This window comes from Croceitalea sp. MTPC5, from assembly GCF_036985505.1.
GTDB lineage: Bacteria > Bacteroidota > Bacteroidia > Flavobacteriales > Flavobacteriaceae > Croceitalea.
Genome location: NZ_BTGQ01000001.1, coordinates 457,661 through 475,650 on the forward strand (window position 1 = coordinate 457,661; position 17,990 = coordinate 475,650).

Below are 17,990 nucleotides of genomic sequence, written 5' to 3' on the forward strand. Positions count from 1 at the left end.
CTATGCTCATTAAAGTCTTTGGTAGTGCCGTTTTCGGGGTGGAAGCCACTACTGTTACCGTTGAGGTCAATATTGATAAGGGAATTGGATACCATTTGGTAGGCCTGCCCGACAACGCCATTAAAGAAAGTAATTATCGTATTGCCGCAGCACTTCAGAATAATGGTTATAAAATTCCCGGGAAGAAGATAACGATCAATATGGCACCGGCCGATCTTCGCAAAGAAGGTTCCGCCTATGATTTGACTTTAGCTTTGGGCATTTTGGCGGCCTCCAATCAAATTAAATCCGAAGACATTGAGAAGTACTTGATTATGGGGGAGCTTTCATTGGATGGCACGGTACAACCCATTAAAGGGGCCTTACCCATCGCCATAAAGGCCAAAGAAGAAGGTTATAAAGGGTTTATCTTACCAAAAGAAAATGCCAAAGAGGCCGCCATAGTCAATGGTCTACAAGTCTATGGTGTTGATACTATAAAAGAGGTCATTGAGTTTTTTGATAAAGAAAAACCTTTAGAGCAAACCATCATTGATACCAGGGCCGAGTTTTACAAGAGTTTGGATTTCCCAGAATTTGATTTTTCTGATGTAAAGGGCCAAGAAAGTATCAAACGCTGTATGGAAATAGCCGCCGCCGGGGGACACAACATTATTCTGATAGGCCCTCCTGGTGCGGGTAAGACGATGTTGGCAAAACGGTTGCCATCAATTTTGCCGCCAATGACCTTGCATGAGGCTTTAGAGACTACCAAGATTCATAGTGTGGTTGGTAAAGTAAAAAATATGGGCTTAATGAGCCAACGCCCTTTTCGTTCTCCCCATCACACCATTTCAGATGTTGCCCTGGTCGGGGGTGGTGCCTATCCACAACCAGGTGAGATATCGCTTTCGCATAATGGGGTGTTGTTTCTAGATGAACTACCAGAATTTAAACGAGGGGTATTAGAAGTGATGCGACAGCCTTTAGAGGATCGGGAAGTGACCATCTCAAGAGCTCGATTTACAGTGACCTACCCTAGTAGTTTTATGTTGGTGGCCAGTATGAACCCGAGTCCTGGAGGGTATTTTAACGATCCAGACGCCCCTGTTACTTCTTCGCCAGCCGAAATGCAACGGTATCTAAGTAAAATCTCAGGGCCGTTGTTAGATCGAATTGACATCCATATCGAAGTGACCCCAGTACCTTTTGAAAAGCTTTCTGATGATAGAAAAGGCGAGGGGAGTGTTGAAATTCGTAAAAGGGTAACCGCTGCACGGGAAATACAAACTAATCGATTTGCAGCTTTTGAAAATATACACTACAATGCCCAAATGAGCACCAAACAGATAAGGACGTTCTGTGTTTTGGATACGGACTCCAAAGAGTTGCTTAAAAATGCGATGGAACGTTTAAATCTCTCTGCACGTGCTTACGATAGAATTCTAAAAGTAGCCCGTACCATTGCCGACTTGGAAGGTGTCGTGTCAATTACGGGGAATCATATCAGCGAGGCCATTCAATATCGCTCTTTGGATCGCGAGGGTTGGTTGGGGTAGGTTTCATCGCTTGTCTTGTGGTGTCAAACTGAGCGCAGTCGAAGTAACTTTTAAATTTAGAATTTCGTATTTGTAGCAAACATACTTTAGTTTCCTTTAATTCGCTCCCATAAAGCGAAAATCAACTTTTTGCCATCCTCACGAAATTTGGGTACTTCATTTACTTCAAGTCCGTTTTCGGTCTCTTTAAGTTCGTACGAAAAGGCAAACTGTTCCTCATTGGGGTCTAAACTTAATAGCCCAAACCGTAAATCGTTAAAAAAGATATTATCGCCTTTTTTAGTCATGGCGTACCAGCCTTCGGTAATTGTGATAAGTCGCTGTATCTTATCCTCATATTTGAGAACTTCCAATACATGATGGTTCTTTGGAATTTGTCGATATGATATCGGTTTGGAATCAAAAAGGGAATACGTTCCTATTAAATAAGACTCTTCCAGTTCAACATTTGCCATCCAAAGCATGGTATTGAAAGGGGAGGGCCTGGTATCGATTTCGCGATAGGCAATACCTTGTTCCTCTAGGGCGGTTACGAATTCTTGATAGGCAAAGCCTTTTAAAAGTAATCCTATCGCCAGATATAGGGTACTGAGCAGCAGTCCCAATTTATTGAACCGTTTTCTTTTTTTACTGCCCTTGGCGTGCCGCATGGCCAATATCAAAAGCACTAAAAAGGGTAAGGTGTACAATGGGTCTATCACAAAAATGGATTGAAAGGCCAATCGTATTTTAAGTGGCCAAAACAATTGCGTGCCCCAAGTGGTAAAAGCATCCAATAGGGGATGTGTGAAGAGTCCCCAAAAGAATAGCCATGACCAATCTTTCCAAGTGGCTTTTTGTTTTTTATAAAGTAGCCAAACCAGCCAACCAAAGATGGGTGCACCTAGTATCGCAAAGAAGATGGAATGGCTAAATCCACGGTGAATCTCAATAGCCGATACGGTATCAGTGAAAAAATTGGCCATGACGTCCAAATCAGGAATGGTACCCGCTACGGCACCCCAAAACATGGCTTTGTTCCCTACTTTTTTACCTAAAACGGCCTCACCAGCGGCAGCACCTAGTACTATTTGGGTCAACGAGTCCAATCCTTCTAATCGGCGATTTTGTTATAAACGATCTTACCATCGTAGATGGTCATCATCACTTCGGTTCCTAAAAACTTATCTTCAGAAACGGTCATTAAGTCTTGATTATAAATCGTGAAATCCGCTAATTTTCCGGGTGTAATGGAACCCTTTATGTTTTCTTCGAATGCCCCATATGCCGCATCTAGGGTGTAAGACCTCAAGGCCTGTTCCCGTGTCATCCGCTCTTCGGGTTCATAACCTTCATCAGGCAGGCCCTTCAATGTTTTTCTCGTAAAACTGGCATATAAACTAGCTATCGGATTCAAGGGTTCAACGGGCACGTCAGTACCATTTACAATGGGAACGCCACTTTTTAGTAAGGTTTGCCACATGTAGGCGCCTTCTTTTATTCGTTTTTCACCCAAGCGGTCTATAGCCCATGGTCGGTCTGAGGACAAATGGACCGCTTGCATCGCTGGTATGACCCCTAAAGCGGCAAATCTTGGAATATCGTCGGGGTGCAAATGTTGTGCATGTTCTATTCGAAAACGATGGTCGTCAACCATATTGGGCAATTCATTGAATGCATACTCGTAACGGTCCAATATTTCTTTATTGGCACGATCACCGATTGCATGGGCACAAACTTGAAACCCATTTCGTAGACCGTTTAAAGCGGTTTCTTTGACAAAGGGCATGGGTAGGGTCTCATGACCAAAGTGACCGGGTCGATCTGAATATTCATCTAATAACCAAGCCCCCCTTGAACCTAAGGCTCCATCACAGTTTAGTTTCACTGAACGTATGGTAAATGTATTGTCGGAATCTATCATAGGGCCTCTCTTGTACCATTCGGTTAGTAAATCCTTATCCCATCCGGTCAGCATGCAGTACAAACGTACGTTCATTTTATTGGATGTTTTCATTTGTTCATAGAGCGCAATGGTCTCCCTACCGATACCGGCATCATGAAAACCTGTTATACCGTTTCTATGGCATGCCGCTACTGCCAATTCGAATGCTTGATTATTTCTTTCTGCGGTCGTTTCAGGAATGTGTTTGGTAATCAGTGTTTGGGCACGTTCATTAAAAATCCCTGTGGGCCTACCCAACCCGTCACGCATTACCTCACCACCTTCAATGGTGAATTTATCGATGCCCTCTTTTGAAAGTACTTGAAGCCCGGCAATTTCCATGGCTTTGGCATTTGCAAATCCGGCATGGCCGCTTGCATGGCCCAAATAGACGGGATTATCATGAGATACTTCACTTAACCTGTCATGGGTTTGAAAACCATTGACCAAATTTTCTGGCATTTCGACCCATTTACTTTGGTGCCAACCCCTGCCTAATATCCATTCCCCCGGTTTTACGGTCTTTACTTTTTCAGCAACGGCATCAATGATTTCTTGATAGCTTGTAGTATTGATCAAATCAAGGTTCAGTTCATTGTACCCCAAACCCATAAAATGACCATGACCCTCAATTAATCCTGGAGTCATGGTTTTTCCTTTTAAATCGAGCACTTCGGTATCTTCTACTTGATAAGCTTCGGCTTCCTCCATGCTTCCAGCAAACAATATGATATTGTTCTTTATCGCAACGGCTTCGACCTTAGACTTTGTAGTATCAACCGTATAAATCGGTCCGCCATGAATGAGTAGTGTGGCCGCTTCTTTTTTGTTTTCTGAACATGAGAAAAATACAATTAAGATGAATGCAAGTAGGCATCGCGTTAGACTTCTAAATTTCATGAATGTTGGTTTTAATCGGTTTAATTTACAATTAAATAATCATCAAAATAGAAGGATTTATATAATTTGATAGCGATTAGTAGATAAATCATATTACGACAAAACCGTATGTCATTATTGACCAGTGTTTTAAAAATAATTTCGTGTCCGTTCGAGCGCATTCGAAAACTTTCTAATAATATCGAAGCAGTCTTGACTGCGCTTGACTAGACGTTTACAGCGTAATCATATATGGGAATTAGGGGACTATTTACTGACGGCGGTAGTTTAAAGATAGCAGTGTGAATCAAGAGGGATATCAAGACTTACTCTTTGATAAACTTGATATAGTGGTTATAACGTTCAAAAATGTCATTGACATAATTAAACGGTTCCAATCCATTTACATAACCATATTTGATTTCTTTTCGAGCATAGTTTTTGGGGTACGAAAGGGCCAAAATCATTTCAGCAACATGGTTGTCCCAAACCTGTGGGTTCAATCCATTTAATTCTGCCAATTTCTGCGCATCTTTTACATGAAAATAACCACAATTATAAGCGGCAAGTGTAAACTTGATACGTTCGATGCTGTCATTGATATCGGCGTGACCGTCATGCAACTGTTTGAGGTAGGTCACGCCACCACGGATATTTTCATTCGGATTTAAGCGATCGGTAACCCCTAGGTCTTCAGCCGTACCTGGCATCATTTGCATTAATCCCTCAGCACCTGACCATGCGCTGGCCTCATTTTCAAAACGGGACTCTTGATAGATAAGGGCAGCGATCAACCGCCAATCCCAACCGATGGTTTCTGAATTCTTTTTGATGATATCGTCATACGGACTGATTTCGTTGGTATTTATGCTGTAAAACTCGCTTTTCACCCGTTTTTTGAACCGACGTTTATTTTTAAAGTATTTGTTGTACAGCACATTGTATTCCGCTTTTTTCTTGAAGTCCCTTATCCAAGAATTTGTTGCATCCAATAATTCGGTAGCATTTGGTCGTACTGCCCAAGCAATGCGTTGTGAAAAACTGACGGGAACCCCGGTATCCAATATGGGAAAATATGAGGCATTGATTGTTGCCAGGTTTTTATCTGCAATGGTATATTTGATTTTACCATCGACGACCATTTTAATAATCTCGGCGGTTGAAAGATTGCCTTGTAAAGTGTCTATGATGATTTCACCTCCCATTTCGGTTGAGAGATTCCTTAACCTCTTATAATAAGAAGTATTTTTTCTTACCGATACGGTATCCCCAATCAGCTCCAAGGGATTTTGAACGATACTTTTTTTGATATCGTCAAGAGTCATTTTACGCCAGTTTACCGGCTTTTTTTGTACCAAAACCTGTTCTGTCACATAGAGGTAATCGGTAAAGGCGGCCAATTTTTTTCTATCATTGGTAATTGCCAATCCGTAAGCCACAAGATCCGCATCACCAGCTTTTAAACTGGTCAGCAATTCGTCTAGATCATTGGAAATGATGATTTCCAATTCCAAATCCAAATGCTCGGCAAGGTGCTCGAGCAGTTCGTATTCATACCCCATGGGGCGCCCCCGATATAGAAAATAACTTGTTCCACTGTAAGCAATCAAAACCTTTAATTTGCCATCTTTCTTTATTTCAGAAAGGTCTCTCGTAATAGGTGTTTCAGTAGTTTGTTTGACTGAGGTCTTATCTTTTTTACAACTTAGAAAAGTGACAAGACAAATCCCGAAAAAAAAATAGCGTAATTTCATTTTGCTATTTATCAAGGGTATTAAAAACTGATACACAAAGACTATAATTAGAAATTGAATTTAAGGTTTCAGGGGTTAAAACTCCAGATTGTACCGTTGTGGGGTAATTCAACCCCTTCAATATCCCTGATTTGTTGCTAAGCCCTATAGTGTTTGACCATTTTCGCCAATTAATGCCCTTCATAAGTATCCTTTTTGGCTTTATAGTACTCTTGAAGTGTATAGAAGGCTTGTTTGTATTTACCTTCTTGGCTGACCAGGCCTTTTCGATTCCATCCATCTTGAATATTAGGTAGCTGCCTTCGGGGGCTTCTGAAATCAGCCAATATCCAGGGGGAAAAACCGACCAAATTTGGAATCCTATCCAAAAACCCCAAGGTTTCTTGGTATAGATAGTTCTGATAATCTTCAGACCACCTCGTTAAGTTATCTGCCCGAAACCCATATTTGGCGCCAGCTCCAAACTCACTAACGATTACAGGTTTTTTTTCGGAAAGGCTAAAAGAAGCTTTGGCCAAAACATCAGGGGTACCCTCGTACCAACCCAAGTATTGGTTAAAACTAACAATATCAGAGTACTGTGCGAAAGGGTCTGAAATCGTATAGGCACTGTTACCTAAATTTTGTTTGAAAAGTGCCGCTGAAAGTAGCCTTGTACTATCCAAAGATTTCGTTTTTGCCGCTATTTTTTTTAAAAAAACCAATCTTTCGTCCGTATTGGGCGTTTCGTTGGCCAATGACCAAACAATTACGCTAGAGCGATTGCGATCCCTTGCTATCATATCGGTAAGCTGTTTTTCTGCATTTTGATACGTAGCATCATTGGTCCAATCTATGGTCCAATACACCGGAATCTCTTCCCACAATAATATGCCCAATGAGTCTGCAATTCTGGGCATGTATTCATTATGAGGGTAGTGCGCCAAACGCATATAATTGGCATTCAAGTCTTTCGCCCATTTGAACAATTGCAAGGCATCTTCCTTTGAGGTATTTCGGCCACCCCTGATAGGGTTTTCTTCATGGGCACATATTCCCCTCAAAAAAAGGGGCTTACCATTGAGCAACAATTGATTGCCTTTGGTAGTGATTGTTCGAAGCCCGATTTTATCAGATACCTTATCTTCAGAAACACTTAGCTCAAAATCATATAGCTTTGGCTGCTGTGGACTCCATCGGATAAAACTTCTCGTTAGTTTTTTATTGAAAAAGACTTTCTTTTGATTCTTAAAGTCGAGTGTTATCGTGACCTTTAAATCTTTCGAACGTAAATAAACGGGACCTGAGTAAGATTCTGATAACTCCACATATCCATATAGTTCATCTGATTTTTCGGGGTTAAGCTGAACATGGTAGTCTTGTATGAATACTTTAGGGAATTCAAGTAATGAAACATCCCTTGTGATTCCACCATAATTCCACCAATCGGTAACATCGGTTGGCACGGCTTCTTTGGCTCTTTTGTTATCAACTCTGACCACTAACGAATTTTCACCTGCTTTAACCAATGTTGAAATGTCAAATGCAAACGGGGTAAAACCACCGATATGTACACCGGCCTTTTCACCATTCACATAAACATCGGCACGATAATTAGCGGCACCGAAATGCAATAGCAACTTTTGGTTTTGCCTTATTTCCTTTAAATCAAAACCTTTTCTATACCATATGGAGCCTTCGTAATAGAGCAATTCTTTTGCCTGACTGTTCCAATCACCAGGAACCCTGATTTTTTCACTCCCTTCAAAGCTATATTCATAGCGTTCCGTCTTGTTCTTCGCTTTACCATCAAGCGCTGCAAAATCCCTTTTGCCCAACGAAGAAGAATCAAAAGGTACCCGTACGAAGTCGTAATAAAACGCTTCATAGCGGTCTACGAAATAATTCCAATCGCCATTTAGCGAAGTTTTTTTTCGGTTGAATACATTTTGTGGAACGGCAACCTCATACTGGGCAGCGGTTGGTAAATAGGTCATGGCCATCACAACGACCGTTATACTGAGATTACGTTTGTATACTTTGCATAAGTGTGCCGGAAAATGCCTGTGGATGCTATATAATTTCATTTAGTCAGTATGATTGGTCTTGGTCAAGTTACCAAAATCTCACTAAATGTAGGTCCTCAGAATTAAATAACCTTGATATTCGCCCGTAACCCCTGTATGATGCCCAAAACGTTGTTTACGGTATCTTTAAGATAGTATTTGATGACTACGTGTGGAATACGAATCGTGGTAAACCCATTCTTAAAAGAATGCATGGCCTCTTCAAGATCGTTGATGGCCTGTTCATGGGTAATCATCTGATAATCGGTGTCGATTTCAATGTTGAGCTTTACCCTTGAGATTGCAATATCTATGGATTTCTGGCCATCCCACCATTCTAACATAGGGTTGGCCCCGGCCTCTTTTAATGCGTAAAAGAGTTGAATGGCTTCAACGGGGGTATTGTTTTCCGCGATTACTTTTTCAATAAGTCGGGTATGACGCTCACATAATTCAACCCCTAAGGTTTCGGTTGAATTTTTAAACGTATCATAGCCAATATTTTTATTACAATCTATACATGCCATGTAAGTAGGTCAGTTTGGTCAATTTGTCAATTTGGGACTATTATAACTTTGACATTTTTTAATTCGTATATCGGTTCGATGTATGACACCCACTTTTTAGATGAAATGCATTTTTTTAGATAAAATGCAAGGTAGCCTGTTGGGAAACTGCTATTTTGTGTGGTGAAAATTTTTAACGATGTTTAAAAAAATAGGGCCTGGGGTTTTGGTGGCGGCCGCATTTATCGGTCCGGGTACGATCACCGCCTGTACTTTGGCCGGGGTGGGTTTCGGATATGCGCTATTATGGGCCATGTTACTTTCCATTGTGGCTACCATGGTGCTGCAGGAAATGTCGTCTCGGTTGGGGATCATTACCCAAAAAGGACTTGCAACGAGCATTAAAGGACAATTGACGGTAAGATGGGTGAGGATCTTGGTCATCACAATTGTACTAGGGGCTATTTTGGTGGGCAATGCCGCTTACGAAGGGGGTAATATCGGAGGGGCCGTTTTAGGATTGGAAGCACTTTTCGGTACGAACCATAATACCCTGTATCCTTTTATCATAGGGTTTTGTGCTTTTATCCCCCTATGGATGGGGAATTATAAAGTGATCGAAAAGGTCTTTTTAGGATTGATTTTTTTGATGAGCCTGTCGTTTATCATAACGGCTATCTTGACCAAGCCCCAACTGGGTTTGTTGCTCAAGGGATTGTTCGTGCCAAGTTTACCTAATGAAAGTCTGCTGACCGTGATCGCCTTGATAGGCACAACGGTCGTGCCTTATAACCTTTTTCTACATGCTTCATTGGTCAATGAGAAGTGGAAATCGAAAAACGACCTAAAAACCGCAAGATGGGATACCGTATTGTCAATTGGACTTGGCGGGCTCGTTTCTTCTTGTATTATCATCGCAGCGGCGGCCATGGAGACCAAAGAGGTTGCCGGCGTCATGGATTTGGCCAAGGGATTGGAGCCTTTATATGGTGAAGCGGCACAATATTGTATGGGTTTAGGACTATTTGCTGCGGGGATTACCTCGTCCATTACGGCACCATTGGCCGCAGCTTACGTTACCAATAACTGTTTTGGTTGGAACGCGGAATTGAAAGATTGGCGTTTTAGAATCGTTTGGTTGCTGATTTTGGTGATAGGGGTGTTGTTCCTTTCTTTTGACATCAAACCAATTGAAATTATCAAGTTCGCACAAATCGCCAATGGAATCTTATTACCGGTAATCGCCATACTATTGATTTGGATGGTCAATAACACCAAGGTCATGGGGCCTTATAAGAATACAATGCTTCAAAACATCATGGGATTTGCGATCGTTGGCGTTGCATTTTTTTTGGGCCTGAAAAGCGTGTTGAAGGTATTTGGATTATTTTAAATGGAAAGGATAGCTATAGATATCAACTGTGATGTAGGTGAGGGAATCGGTAACGAGGCACAATTACTTCCCTTGACCAGCTCTTGTAATATTGCTTGTGGCGGGCATGCAGGTGATGAAGCGACCATAAAGGAAGTGATACAGTTGGCGAAAATGCATCAGGTTAAAATTGGGGCACACCCAAGTTATCCCGATCGTATAAATTTCGGACGTTCCAGTATGGACATTACCCCCCATGCCTTAAAAAGGAGTATAAGGGATCAGTTGCAGTTGTTCGAACGTATTACGATAGCGGAAAAAGCTACTTTTCATCATATAAAAGCGCACGGGGCACTCTATAATAATATGGCAAAAGATATTAGTTTGGCCAAAGTATATTTAGAATCGGTTTCGGCCTATAGGGATAAATGCCATTTATATGTTCCCTATAACACCGTAATTGCCAAGGAAGCATTAAAACAAGGTTTCAGGATAAAATATGAGGCCTTTGCCGATAGAAACTATAGTGACGGCCTGAATTTACTCCCCAGAAGCTCAGCGAAGGCACTCATTACAAAGCCAGAGGCGGTTTTAAAACACATCTTACGCATGGTTAAAGAAAGTAGTATACAGACACCTTCTGGTAAACGAATGGAAATTAAGGCAGATACCTTCTGTATACATGGTGATACCAGTTCGGCTTTCGAAATATTGATGTATCTTTCTACTGAATTACCCAAACACCAAGTCAATATCAGCAAGTGAAAAGTTACCCCATTATCATACGGCCATTTGGCGAAAGCGCCATATTAATGGAGTGGCCTGCTGTGGTAGACGAAAAGATTCTAGAAGATATCTTGCAGTTCAACCGACTTTTGCAAATGGAGTTTGATGCTTCTTGGGAGGTGGTACCTGCCTACAACTCGTTGACTTTGATAAATAATGTAGATAGCATTGAATTTCAAAAGGTCGAAAATACATTGGCCCGATTATATGCTGAATTGGATTATGGGGCCAAAGCGGATCGCTTTCTTTGGACATTACCCGTTTGTTATGATTTGGAGTTTGGCATTGATGCCGAAGACGTAGCGGCGAAACTCAATATTAGTCTTAATGAACTGGTCGAGAGACATTCCTCATATGAATACACGGTCTTTGGCATAGGGTTTTTACCTGGTTTTATGTATTTGGGAGGTTTGCCTAAAAATCTTGAAATCAATAGAAAGGCCACACCTCGATTAAAGGTCGGTAAAGGAGCAGTGGGTTTGGCAGGAAAACAAACAGGTATTTATCCGCAAGATTCTCCCGGAGGGTGGAATATTATTGGAAACTGTCCCATTCCAATGTTCAACGTAAAAGCTGAAAAACCCTGTTTTGTCAGTGTTGGTGATAAAATAAAATTCAAACCGATCTCAAAAGCAGAACATCAACTCTATAAGATTGAGGGTGAAGTGGGTATTTATGAACCTGAGAAAATCCCCTTGAATGGTTAAAGTGTTGAAATCCGGTTTTTTTACGTCCATTCAAGACAACGGTCGTTTTGGCTACCGCAATAAGGGCGTTCCAATCTCTGGAGCAATGGATAAAAAAGCCCTAGACAAAGCCAATCTATTATTGGAAAATCCACATAATGCCCCTGTTTTAGAGATTACGATGACAGGGCCTACCTTGCTTTTTGAGAATAGGACTTTTATCTGCTTGACCGGTGCCGAACTATCGGCCACCCTAAACAATGAACCGATTACCAATTATATGGTACATGAGGTTCAAAAAGGTGATATTCTTTCATACGGGAGATTGGAATCTGGATTTCGTGGGTACTTGGCCGTAAAAGGTGGCTTTAAGACTGAGGTGGTATTGGGCAGTTCTTCGCAGTACCTGCCGCTTACCTCCGCTAAATGTATAGCAGAATTTGAAGAACTTGTATTTGAGGAAGCGGCTAATTTCAAACCAAAGATCACTGCCTTGAAAATAGGCTCTTATTTTCAGGATCGGCAACTAAAAGTGCAAAAAGGACCCGAATATGGGATGTTAAGTGACGAACAGTTAAAACTACTTTTCTCGAAAGAATTTACCGTCGCCAAAGAAAATAATAGAATGGCCTATCAACTTAATGAACACCTTCCAAAACATACCAATAGCATGCTAACTTCCGCAACCTTGGCCGGCACGGTACAAGTAACACCGGCGGGGAAGTTGATTATTTTGATGAAAGATGGTCAAACTACGGGGGGGTACCCTAGAATATTACAATTAAGTGAGGAAGCAATTTGTGTTTTAGCACAAAAAAGGGCAGGTGATGGCATTAGTTTTAAATTGACCTAGACCTTGTGATATACCTTTTCGAACGGAACACGGAATCGGTCGCCATAGATACCATTTTCAGACCTAATACCACAGCTAATGACCATGTTTATCTCTGCCCCGAACGGTAGGCCCAGTAGTTTTTTGATTCGCAGGGTATCACTTCCTTCCATAGGGCAGGTATCATAACCAATGGCTGCCATACTGATCATGAAGTTCTGTGCTGCCAATCCAGCACTTTTATGGGCTACAATACGCATGTCAGCTTTACGTACTTGCCTGTAAATAGGTTTGAATAAACCGATGACTTGAAAAACCAAATACTTTATCCATCCCATTATCCCAAGAACATCAAAATATACGGTCGGAATCAACTTTTGGTAATAGGCAAGGGCAAACTTCTCACGCCTACTATAGGCTGAAGGGCTTTTATCACCAATGTTGGATTTTATGAAATCTACATTGGCCTTTGCGCGTTCTCGCCACAAGTCTTTTCGTGTGACTACCACTACCATTTGCTTAGCGTATTTTGCGGCATTCTGCCCGAGGCATGCTTTGGTCATTTTATGAAGTAGTTCCCCATCCAAGATGTGATAGAATTCCCAGAGCTGAAGATTACTGCTCGTGGCAGCTAAGGTGGCATTCTTAATACATGCTTTTACCCTGTCCGCGCTTATTTCCTTTTCTTGATCATAGACCCTAACGGAACGTCTATATGCGATTGCTTCGGTCACTGTTTTTTCCATGGCATCAAAAATAGTAAATGTTGAAGTCTGAATCAGGGCGTACAAAATAGTAATCGTTTCAATTGAAAAAGAACGGTTACGGTAGGCATATCAATAAAAACAATGCTTTGGCCCAAGGAGTGGATATGGTATTTTAAATAAGGTTATTTTATTGATATACTGACAGATACATAAATAAAAATTTAAATGAGTTTAGCAACTACATATTTGTTAAAAAAAAACGCTTATCGAAACAATTATTTTTGATTATCCTAGAAGATTTATGGATTTCACGATTTTGAAAGCAACTATTGAATGGAACTGAATAAATATAGCAAGAACGTTACCCAAGACCCAACACAACCTGCCGCGCAGGCCATGTTGTATGCCATAGGACTGACTGAAGACGATTTAAAGAAACCTTTTATAGGTATTGGCAGTACAGGCTATGAGGGCAATCCGTGTAACATGCACCTAAATGAACTTTCAACCTATGTAAAGCAGGGTGTTCAAGAAGCAGACTTGGTGGGCTTGATTTTCAATACGATTGGGGTTAGCGACGGCATATCAATGGGTACCTATGGAATGCGCTATTCGTTGCCATCACGTGATGTCATCGCCGATTCTATGGAAACCGTGGTGCAAGCTATGAACTACGATGGATTGGTTACGGTCGTGGGATGCGATAAAAACATGCCTGGAGCCTTGATGGCCATGATTCGTTTGAATAGACCTTCCGTATTGGTATATGGGGGTACCATTGCCTCAGGATGCCTAAAAGATAAAAAGTTGGATGTAGTATCCGCTTTCGAAGCTTGGGGAGAAAAAGTGGCGGGCGCCCTAAATGAAGAAGATTACAAAGCCGTGATACAGAATGCGTGCCCTGGGGCTGGTGCATGTGGCGGTATGTATACCGCAAACACGATGGCTTCGGCGATAGAGGCCTTGGGCATGGCGATGCCCTATAACTCCTCAAACCCCGCTACGGGTACGGAAAAGAAAGCTGACTGTATCGCTTCAGGGCGCGCCTTACGTCACTTAATCGAACACGATATCAAACCTTTGGATATCATTACCAAAAAATCTTTGGAAAACGCGGTGCGGTTGATTACCGTGCTTGGCGGGTCTACGAATGCCGTACTCCATTTTTTAGCTATTGCCAAAGCCGCTGAAATTGAATTCGGATTGGATGATTTTCAACGTATCAGTGATACCACACCCTTTTTAGCCGATTTAAAGCCCAGTGGCAAATACCTTATGGAAGATGTACACCGTGTAGGTGGAATTCCGGCTGTGCTAAAGTTTATGTTGGAAAAAGGAATGTTGCATGGTGATTGTTTGACTGTGACCGGAAAAACCATTGCCGAAAACTTGGCCGATGTGCCAAGTTTGAATGATGGACAACAGGTGGTAAAAGATGTAAATAATCCTATCAAAGAAACAGGGCATATCAGGATATTGTTCGGAAACATCGCTACCGAGGGTTCCGTAGCCAAAATCACTGGTAAGGAAGGGTTGCATTTCTCAGGTCCTGCAAAGGTTTTTGAGGGAGAATTTGCTGCGAACGATGGTATTCGAGAAGGTAAGGTTAAAAAGGGGGAAGTAGTGGTCATTCGATATGAAGGGCCGAAGGGAGGACCTGGAATGCCTGAAATGTTGAAACCAACAGCGGCTATTATGGGCGCAGGCTTGGGCAAAGATGTTGCCTTGATTACCGACGGACGTTTTTCTGGTGGAACCCATGGGTTTGTGGTCGGTCATATAGCCCCAGAAGCACAAGAAGGGGGTAACATTGCATTGATTGAAGACGGTGACATCATTACCATTGATGCCGAGAAAAATACCATATCGGTAGCTCTTTCTGAAGAAGAGCTCAGTAAACGAAAAGTAAATTGGAAACAGCCTGAGCTAAAGGTTAGCAAAGGAAGCTTATACAAGTATGCAAAAATCGTCTCATCAGCCTCAAAAGGCTGTGTAACCGATATGTTTTAGCAACAATATTGAGCAGGTTTTAAACTTAATAGTTGAGTTTTAATTATGGAAACATTAAATGCACAAAAGCCAACGAAAAATAATAATGTCGCTATGAAAATAACCGGAGCTGAAGCGATTATACACTGTCTTTTGGCAGAAGGGGTAGATTTGATTTATGGGTATCCGGGTGGGGCCATTATGCCGGTGTACGACGAATTATATAAATTTCAAGATAAACTCACCCATATTTTGACACGTCACGAGCAGGGTGCTACCCATGCTGCCCAAGGCTATGCCCGAGTGAGCGGAAGGGTAGGGGTGGCAATGGCAACCTCAGGCCCTGGGGCCACGAATTTGGTTACTGGTTTGGCCGACGCGCAAATAGACTCTACGCCAATGGTATGCATAACAGGCCAAGTTCCGAGACATTTGTTGGGTTCTGATGCTTTTCAAGAGACCGATATTGTTGGAATTTCAACACCGGTCACAAAATGGAATTATCAAATCACCAAAGCCTCTGAAATACCGGAAATCATAGCAAAGGCCTTTTATATCGCTAAATCGGGTAGGCCAGGACCGGTATTGGTGGATATTACCAAGAATGCCCAATTTGATGAATTGGATTTTACCTACGAAAAATGTACTAAGGTCCGCAGTTACAATCCCGTTCCAAAACCGGATATGGAATCCATAAAAGCTGCTGCAGAATTAATCAACAATGCAAAAAAACCTTATATCGTTTGGGGACAAGGGGTGATTTTGGGTAAAGCGGAAAAAGAATTAAAGGCTCTGATTGAAAAGGCCGGCATACCAGCCGCTTGGACGATTATGGGGGAATCGGCAATCCCCACGAGTCATCCCCTAAATGTGGGTATGGTAGGGATGCATGGTAATTATGGCCCTAATGTATTGACCAATGAATGTGATTTGTTACTCGCTATAGGCATGCGTTTTGATGACCGTGTTACGGGCAGCTTAGACACCTATGCCAAACAGGCCAATGTGGTACATTTTGAAATAGACCCAGCCGAAATCAATAAAAATGTCAAAGCCGATATCGCAGTCTTGGGCAATGCCAAAGACACTTTAGCTGCTTTGTTACCTTTTGTCAAAGAAAATAGTCATGATGCTTGGCATAAAGAATTTGATAAGAAATATGAGGAAGAGTTTAAAACGGTTATAGAAAACGATATCCACCCTACCAAACCGAGGCTTACAATGGGTGAGGTCGTTGAAGAAATAAATATTGCCGCCAAAAACAAAGCGGTTATAGTGACCGACGTAGGGCAACACCAGATGATTGCCTGTCGCTATGCGAAATTCGAACAGTCAAAAAGCAATATTACCTCTGGTGGATTGGGTACTATGGGTTTTGCCTTACCTGCCGCAATTGGGGCCAAACAAGGTGCACCAGAACGGGAAGTAGTGGCAATCATTGGCGATGGTGGCTATCAAATGACCATTCAAGAGTTAGGTGTAATTTTCCAACATCAGATTCCCGTCAAAATCGTAGTGCTCAACAACGATCATTTGGGTATGGTACGGCAATGGCAAGAATTGTTTTTTGACAAAAGATACGCTTCCACTGTGATGGTGAATCCTGATTTTGTGAAGATAGCGGAAGGCTATCACATTGAGGCCAAGAGTGTCAGTAAAAGGGAAGACCTGAAAAGTGCCGTTGAAGAAATGATTTCTTCCAATAAGCCCTATTTCTTAGAGGTAAAAGTCGAAAAAGAGGATAACGTGTTTCCGATGATTCCCTCTGGAGCCTCTGTTTCTGATATTAGATTGAAATAAAACGCCATGGATCAAACCAATATATTGGATGTGCCAAGGGTTTATCCCGATTTGCTTCAAAAATGTAAGGATATAGGCTTTTCAATGCCTTCCGATGTATATATTGGGACACTTTTAAAGACCTTAATAGCATCAAAACCAAACGGTAATTTTTTAGAGCTGGGCACGGGCATTGGTTTGTCATTGGCCTGGATGGTAGATGGTATGGACGAAAGGTCTACATTGATTACCATAGACAATGATGCCGAACTTATTGAAATTGTAAAAAAAAAATTTAAAGATAATGAACGGGTAGTGGTGCGATGTGAAGATGGCAGCCAATGGATCGAGAACTATGATGGAACTCCCTTTGATTTGATTTTCGCTGACGCCTGGCCCGGAAAATATAGTGAGATAGATGAAACATTGAACTTGGTAAAACCAGGTGGTTTCTACGTCATAGATGATATGACGGCCCAGCCCAACTGGCCTGATGGCCACCAAGAAAATGTGGATAGGCTGGTCGGTTATTTAGGGAAACGGGAAGATTTTACATTGACGAAAATGGATTGGTCTACCGGAGTATTGATTGCCGTTAAAAAGTAGTAATTAAATAGATAGTGCACCTCAAGGTTTTACGAATTGGTGCTAAGAGAATAAATTATGGAAAATCAATGGTTTACGATTTCGGTGTACTCCGAGAACAATGTTGGTTTGTTAAATAGAATATCTGGGATATTCTTGAAGCGTCACATCAATATTGAAAGCTTAAATGTCTCAAAATCAGAAATTGAACAAGTTTCGAAATTTACAATCGTAGTATTTACGACTGAAGATTGGACACGGAAAATAGTAGGTCAGATTGAAAAGCAGATAGAAGTGATCAAAGCTTTTTATCATACCGATGATGAAACCATCTATCAAGAATCCGCATTGTTTAAAATTGCATCAGCATTGCTATTTGATGAGCGGCAAATCCAGAACATCATCAAAGAAAGCAACTCGCAAATAGTTACTGTAAGCCGAGACTTTTTTGTATTGGCAAAAACAGGTAGGCGCCATGAAATTGATGAAATGCATGATGCTTTAGAGCCTTTCGGAATTTTGCAATTTGTACGGTCTGGTAGAATCACCGTTACCAAAGAAGCAATGCCAATAACCCAATTGTTGGAAGAATCAATCAAATAACTTAC

The 17,990-nt window shown here is 41.6% G+C and carries 15 protein-coding genes; 9 read left to right on the top strand and 6 right to left on the bottom strand.

All coding sequences use genetic code 11. The features are described from left to right. Positions 1 to 2 precede the first annotated feature (2 nt). Positions 3 to 1,538, top strand: coding sequence for a YifB family Mg chelatase-like AAA ATPase (locus AACM45_RS02110; protein ID WP_339140411.1), 1,536 nt, complete (start codon positions 3 to 5; stop codon positions 1,536 to 1,538). An 86-nt stretch (positions 1,539 to 1,624) separates the two neighbouring features. On the opposite strand, the gene AACM45_RS02115 is transcribed toward AACM45_RS02110, so the two are convergent. The 5 genes from AACM45_RS02115 to AACM45_RS02135 form a co-directional block, all read right to left on the bottom strand. Beyond that, on the bottom strand, positions 1,625 to 2,626 hold the full coding sequence (locus AACM45_RS02115) for a metal-dependent hydrolase (RefSeq protein WP_339140412.1): 1,002 nt from the start codon (positions 2,624 to 2,626) through the stop codon (positions 1,625 to 1,627). A 5-nt stretch (positions 2,627 to 2,631) separates the two neighbouring features. Then, positions 2,632 to 4,362 carry an amidohydrolase gene (locus tag AACM45_RS02120; RefSeq protein ID WP_339140413.1) on the bottom strand — a complete coding sequence of 577 codons (1,731 nt, stop codon included), beginning with the start codon at positions 4,360 to 4,362 and terminating at the stop codon, positions 2,632 to 2,634. 305 nt (positions 4,363 to 4,667) lie between these two features. Further along, a complete protein-coding gene (locus tag AACM45_RS02125) occupies positions 4,668 to 6,095 on the bottom strand; it encodes a transporter substrate-binding domain-containing protein (RefSeq protein WP_339140414.1) in 1,428 nt (475 codons plus the stop codon). Positions 6,096 to 6,265: 170 nt separating this feature from the next. Continuing rightward, positions 6,266 to 8,161, bottom strand: coding sequence for a glycoside hydrolase family 2 protein (locus tag AACM45_RS02130; protein ID WP_339140415.1), 1,896 nt, complete (start codon positions 8,159 to 8,161; stop codon positions 6,266 to 6,268). 62 nt (positions 8,162 to 8,223) lie between these two features. Further along, complete coding sequence (locus AACM45_RS02135; RefSeq protein ID WP_339140416.1) at positions 8,224 to 8,667, bottom strand: hypothetical protein; 444 nt, start codon at positions 8,665 to 8,667, stop codon at positions 8,224 to 8,226. A 178-nt stretch (positions 8,668 to 8,845) separates the two neighbouring features. Here AACM45_RS02135 and AACM45_RS02140 point away from each other — a divergent pair, with 178 nt between their 5' ends. From AACM45_RS02140 to AACM45_RS02155, 4 genes are read left to right on the top strand one after another with little or no spacing between them, the layout of a single operon-like run. Then, the gene (locus tag AACM45_RS02140; protein ID WP_339140417.1) at positions 8,846 to 10,039 is read left to right on the top strand and encodes an Nramp family divalent metal transporter; all 1,194 of its coding nucleotides are present in this window, start codon (positions 8,846 to 8,848) and stop codon (positions 10,037 to 10,039) included. Continuing rightward, on the top strand, positions 10,040 to 10,783 hold the full coding sequence (gene pxpA, locus AACM45_RS02145) for a 5-oxoprolinase subunit PxpA (protein ID WP_339140418.1): 744 nt from the start codon (positions 10,040 to 10,042) through the stop codon (positions 10,781 to 10,783). Further along, on the top strand, positions 10,780 to 11,511 hold the full coding sequence (gene pxpB / locus AACM45_RS02150; protein WP_339140419.1) for a 5-oxoprolinase subunit PxpB: 732 nt from the start codon (positions 10,780 to 10,782) through the stop codon (positions 11,509 to 11,511). Before pxpA ends, pxpB begins: the two co-directional genes overlap by 4 nt. Then, complete coding sequence (locus AACM45_RS02155) at positions 11,504 to 12,343, top strand: 5-oxoprolinase subunit C family protein (RefSeq protein ID WP_339140420.1); 840 nt, start codon at positions 11,504 to 11,506, stop codon at positions 12,341 to 12,343. The genes pxpB and AACM45_RS02155 overlap by 8 nt, the downstream gene beginning before the upstream one ends. Here the strand turns inward: AACM45_RS02155 and AACM45_RS02160 are convergent. After that, positions 12,340 to 13,068, bottom strand: a complete 729-nt coding sequence (locus AACM45_RS02160) for a nitroreductase family protein (protein WP_339141179.1) — start codon at positions 13,066 to 13,068, stop codon at positions 12,340 to 12,342. The two genes, AACM45_RS02155 and AACM45_RS02160, sit on opposite strands and share 4 nt — an antisense overlap. A 294-nt stretch (positions 13,069 to 13,362) precedes the next feature. Between AACM45_RS02160 and ilvD the strand changes: the two genes are divergently transcribed. Genes ilvD through ilvN form a run of 4 tightly spaced genes read left to right on the top strand, consistent with a single transcriptional unit; the run spans position 13,363 to position 17,985 of the window. After that, complete coding sequence (ilvD, locus tag AACM45_RS02165) at positions 13,363 to 15,039, top strand: dihydroxy-acid dehydratase (RefSeq protein ID WP_339140421.1); 1,677 nt, start codon at positions 13,363 to 13,365, stop codon at positions 15,037 to 15,039. 45 nt (positions 15,040 to 15,084) lie between these two features. Continuing rightward, a complete protein-coding gene (gene ilvB, locus AACM45_RS02170) occupies positions 15,085 to 16,818 on the top strand; it encodes a biosynthetic-type acetolactate synthase large subunit (protein WP_339140422.1) in 1,734 nt (577 codons plus the stop codon). Between the two features lie 6 nt (positions 16,819 to 16,824). Beyond that, positions 16,825 to 17,403 carry an O-methyltransferase gene (locus AACM45_RS02175; protein WP_339140423.1) on the top strand — a complete coding sequence of 193 codons (579 nt, stop codon included), beginning with the start codon at positions 16,825 to 16,827 and terminating at the stop codon, positions 17,401 to 17,403. A gap of 57 nt (positions 17,404 to 17,460) precedes the next feature. Further along, on the top strand, positions 17,461 to 17,985 hold the full coding sequence (ilvN, locus tag AACM45_RS02180; RefSeq protein WP_339140424.1) for an acetolactate synthase small subunit: 525 nt from the start codon (positions 17,461 to 17,463) through the stop codon (positions 17,983 to 17,985). Positions 17,986 to 17,990: the final 5 nt, after the last annotated feature.

Coding starts and splice junctions, on each gene's coding strand:
- AACM45_RS02155 (WP_339140420.1), top strand. CDS start 11,504: ATGGTTAAAGTGTTGAAATCCGGTTTTTTTACGTCCATTCAAGACAAC.
- AACM45_RS02135 (WP_339140416.1), bottom strand. CDS start 8,667: ATGGCATGTATAGATTGTAATAAAAATATTGGCTATGATACGTTTAAA.
- ilvD (WP_339140421.1), top strand. CDS start 13,363: ATGGAACTGAATAAATATAGCAAGAACGTTACCCAAGACCCAACACAA.
- AACM45_RS02125 (WP_339140414.1), bottom strand. CDS start 6,095: ATGAAATTACGCTATTTTTTTTTCGGGATTTGTCTTGTCACTTTTCTA.
- pxpA (WP_339140418.1), top strand. CDS start 10,040: ATGGAAAGGATAGCTATAGATATCAACTGTGATGTAGGTGAGGGAATC.
- AACM45_RS02120 (WP_339140413.1), bottom strand. CDS start 4,362: ATGAAATTTAGAAGTCTAACGCGATGCCTACTTGCATTCATCTTAATT.
- AACM45_RS02110 (WP_339140411.1), top strand. CDS start 3: ATGCTCATTAAAGTCTTTGGTAGTGCCGTTTTCGGGGTGGAAGCCACT.
- AACM45_RS02140 (WP_339140417.1), top strand. CDS start 8,846: ATGTTTAAAAAAATAGGGCCTGGGGTTTTGGTGGCGGCCGCATTTATC.
- AACM45_RS02130 (WP_339140415.1), bottom strand. CDS start 8,161: ATGAAATTATATAGCATCCACAGGCATTTTCCGGCACACTTATGCAAA.
- AACM45_RS02175 (WP_339140423.1), top strand. CDS start 16,825: ATGGATCAAACCAATATATTGGATGTGCCAAGGGTTTATCCCGATTTG.
- AACM45_RS02160 (WP_339141179.1), bottom strand. CDS start 13,068: ATGGAAAAAACAGTGACCGAAGCAATCGCATATAGACGTTCCGTTAGG.
- ilvN (WP_339140424.1), top strand. CDS start 17,461: ATGGAAAATCAATGGTTTACGATTTCGGTGTACTCCGAGAACAATGTT.
- ilvB (WP_339140422.1), top strand. CDS start 15,085: ATGGAAACATTAAATGCACAAAAGCCAACGAAAAATAATAATGTCGCT.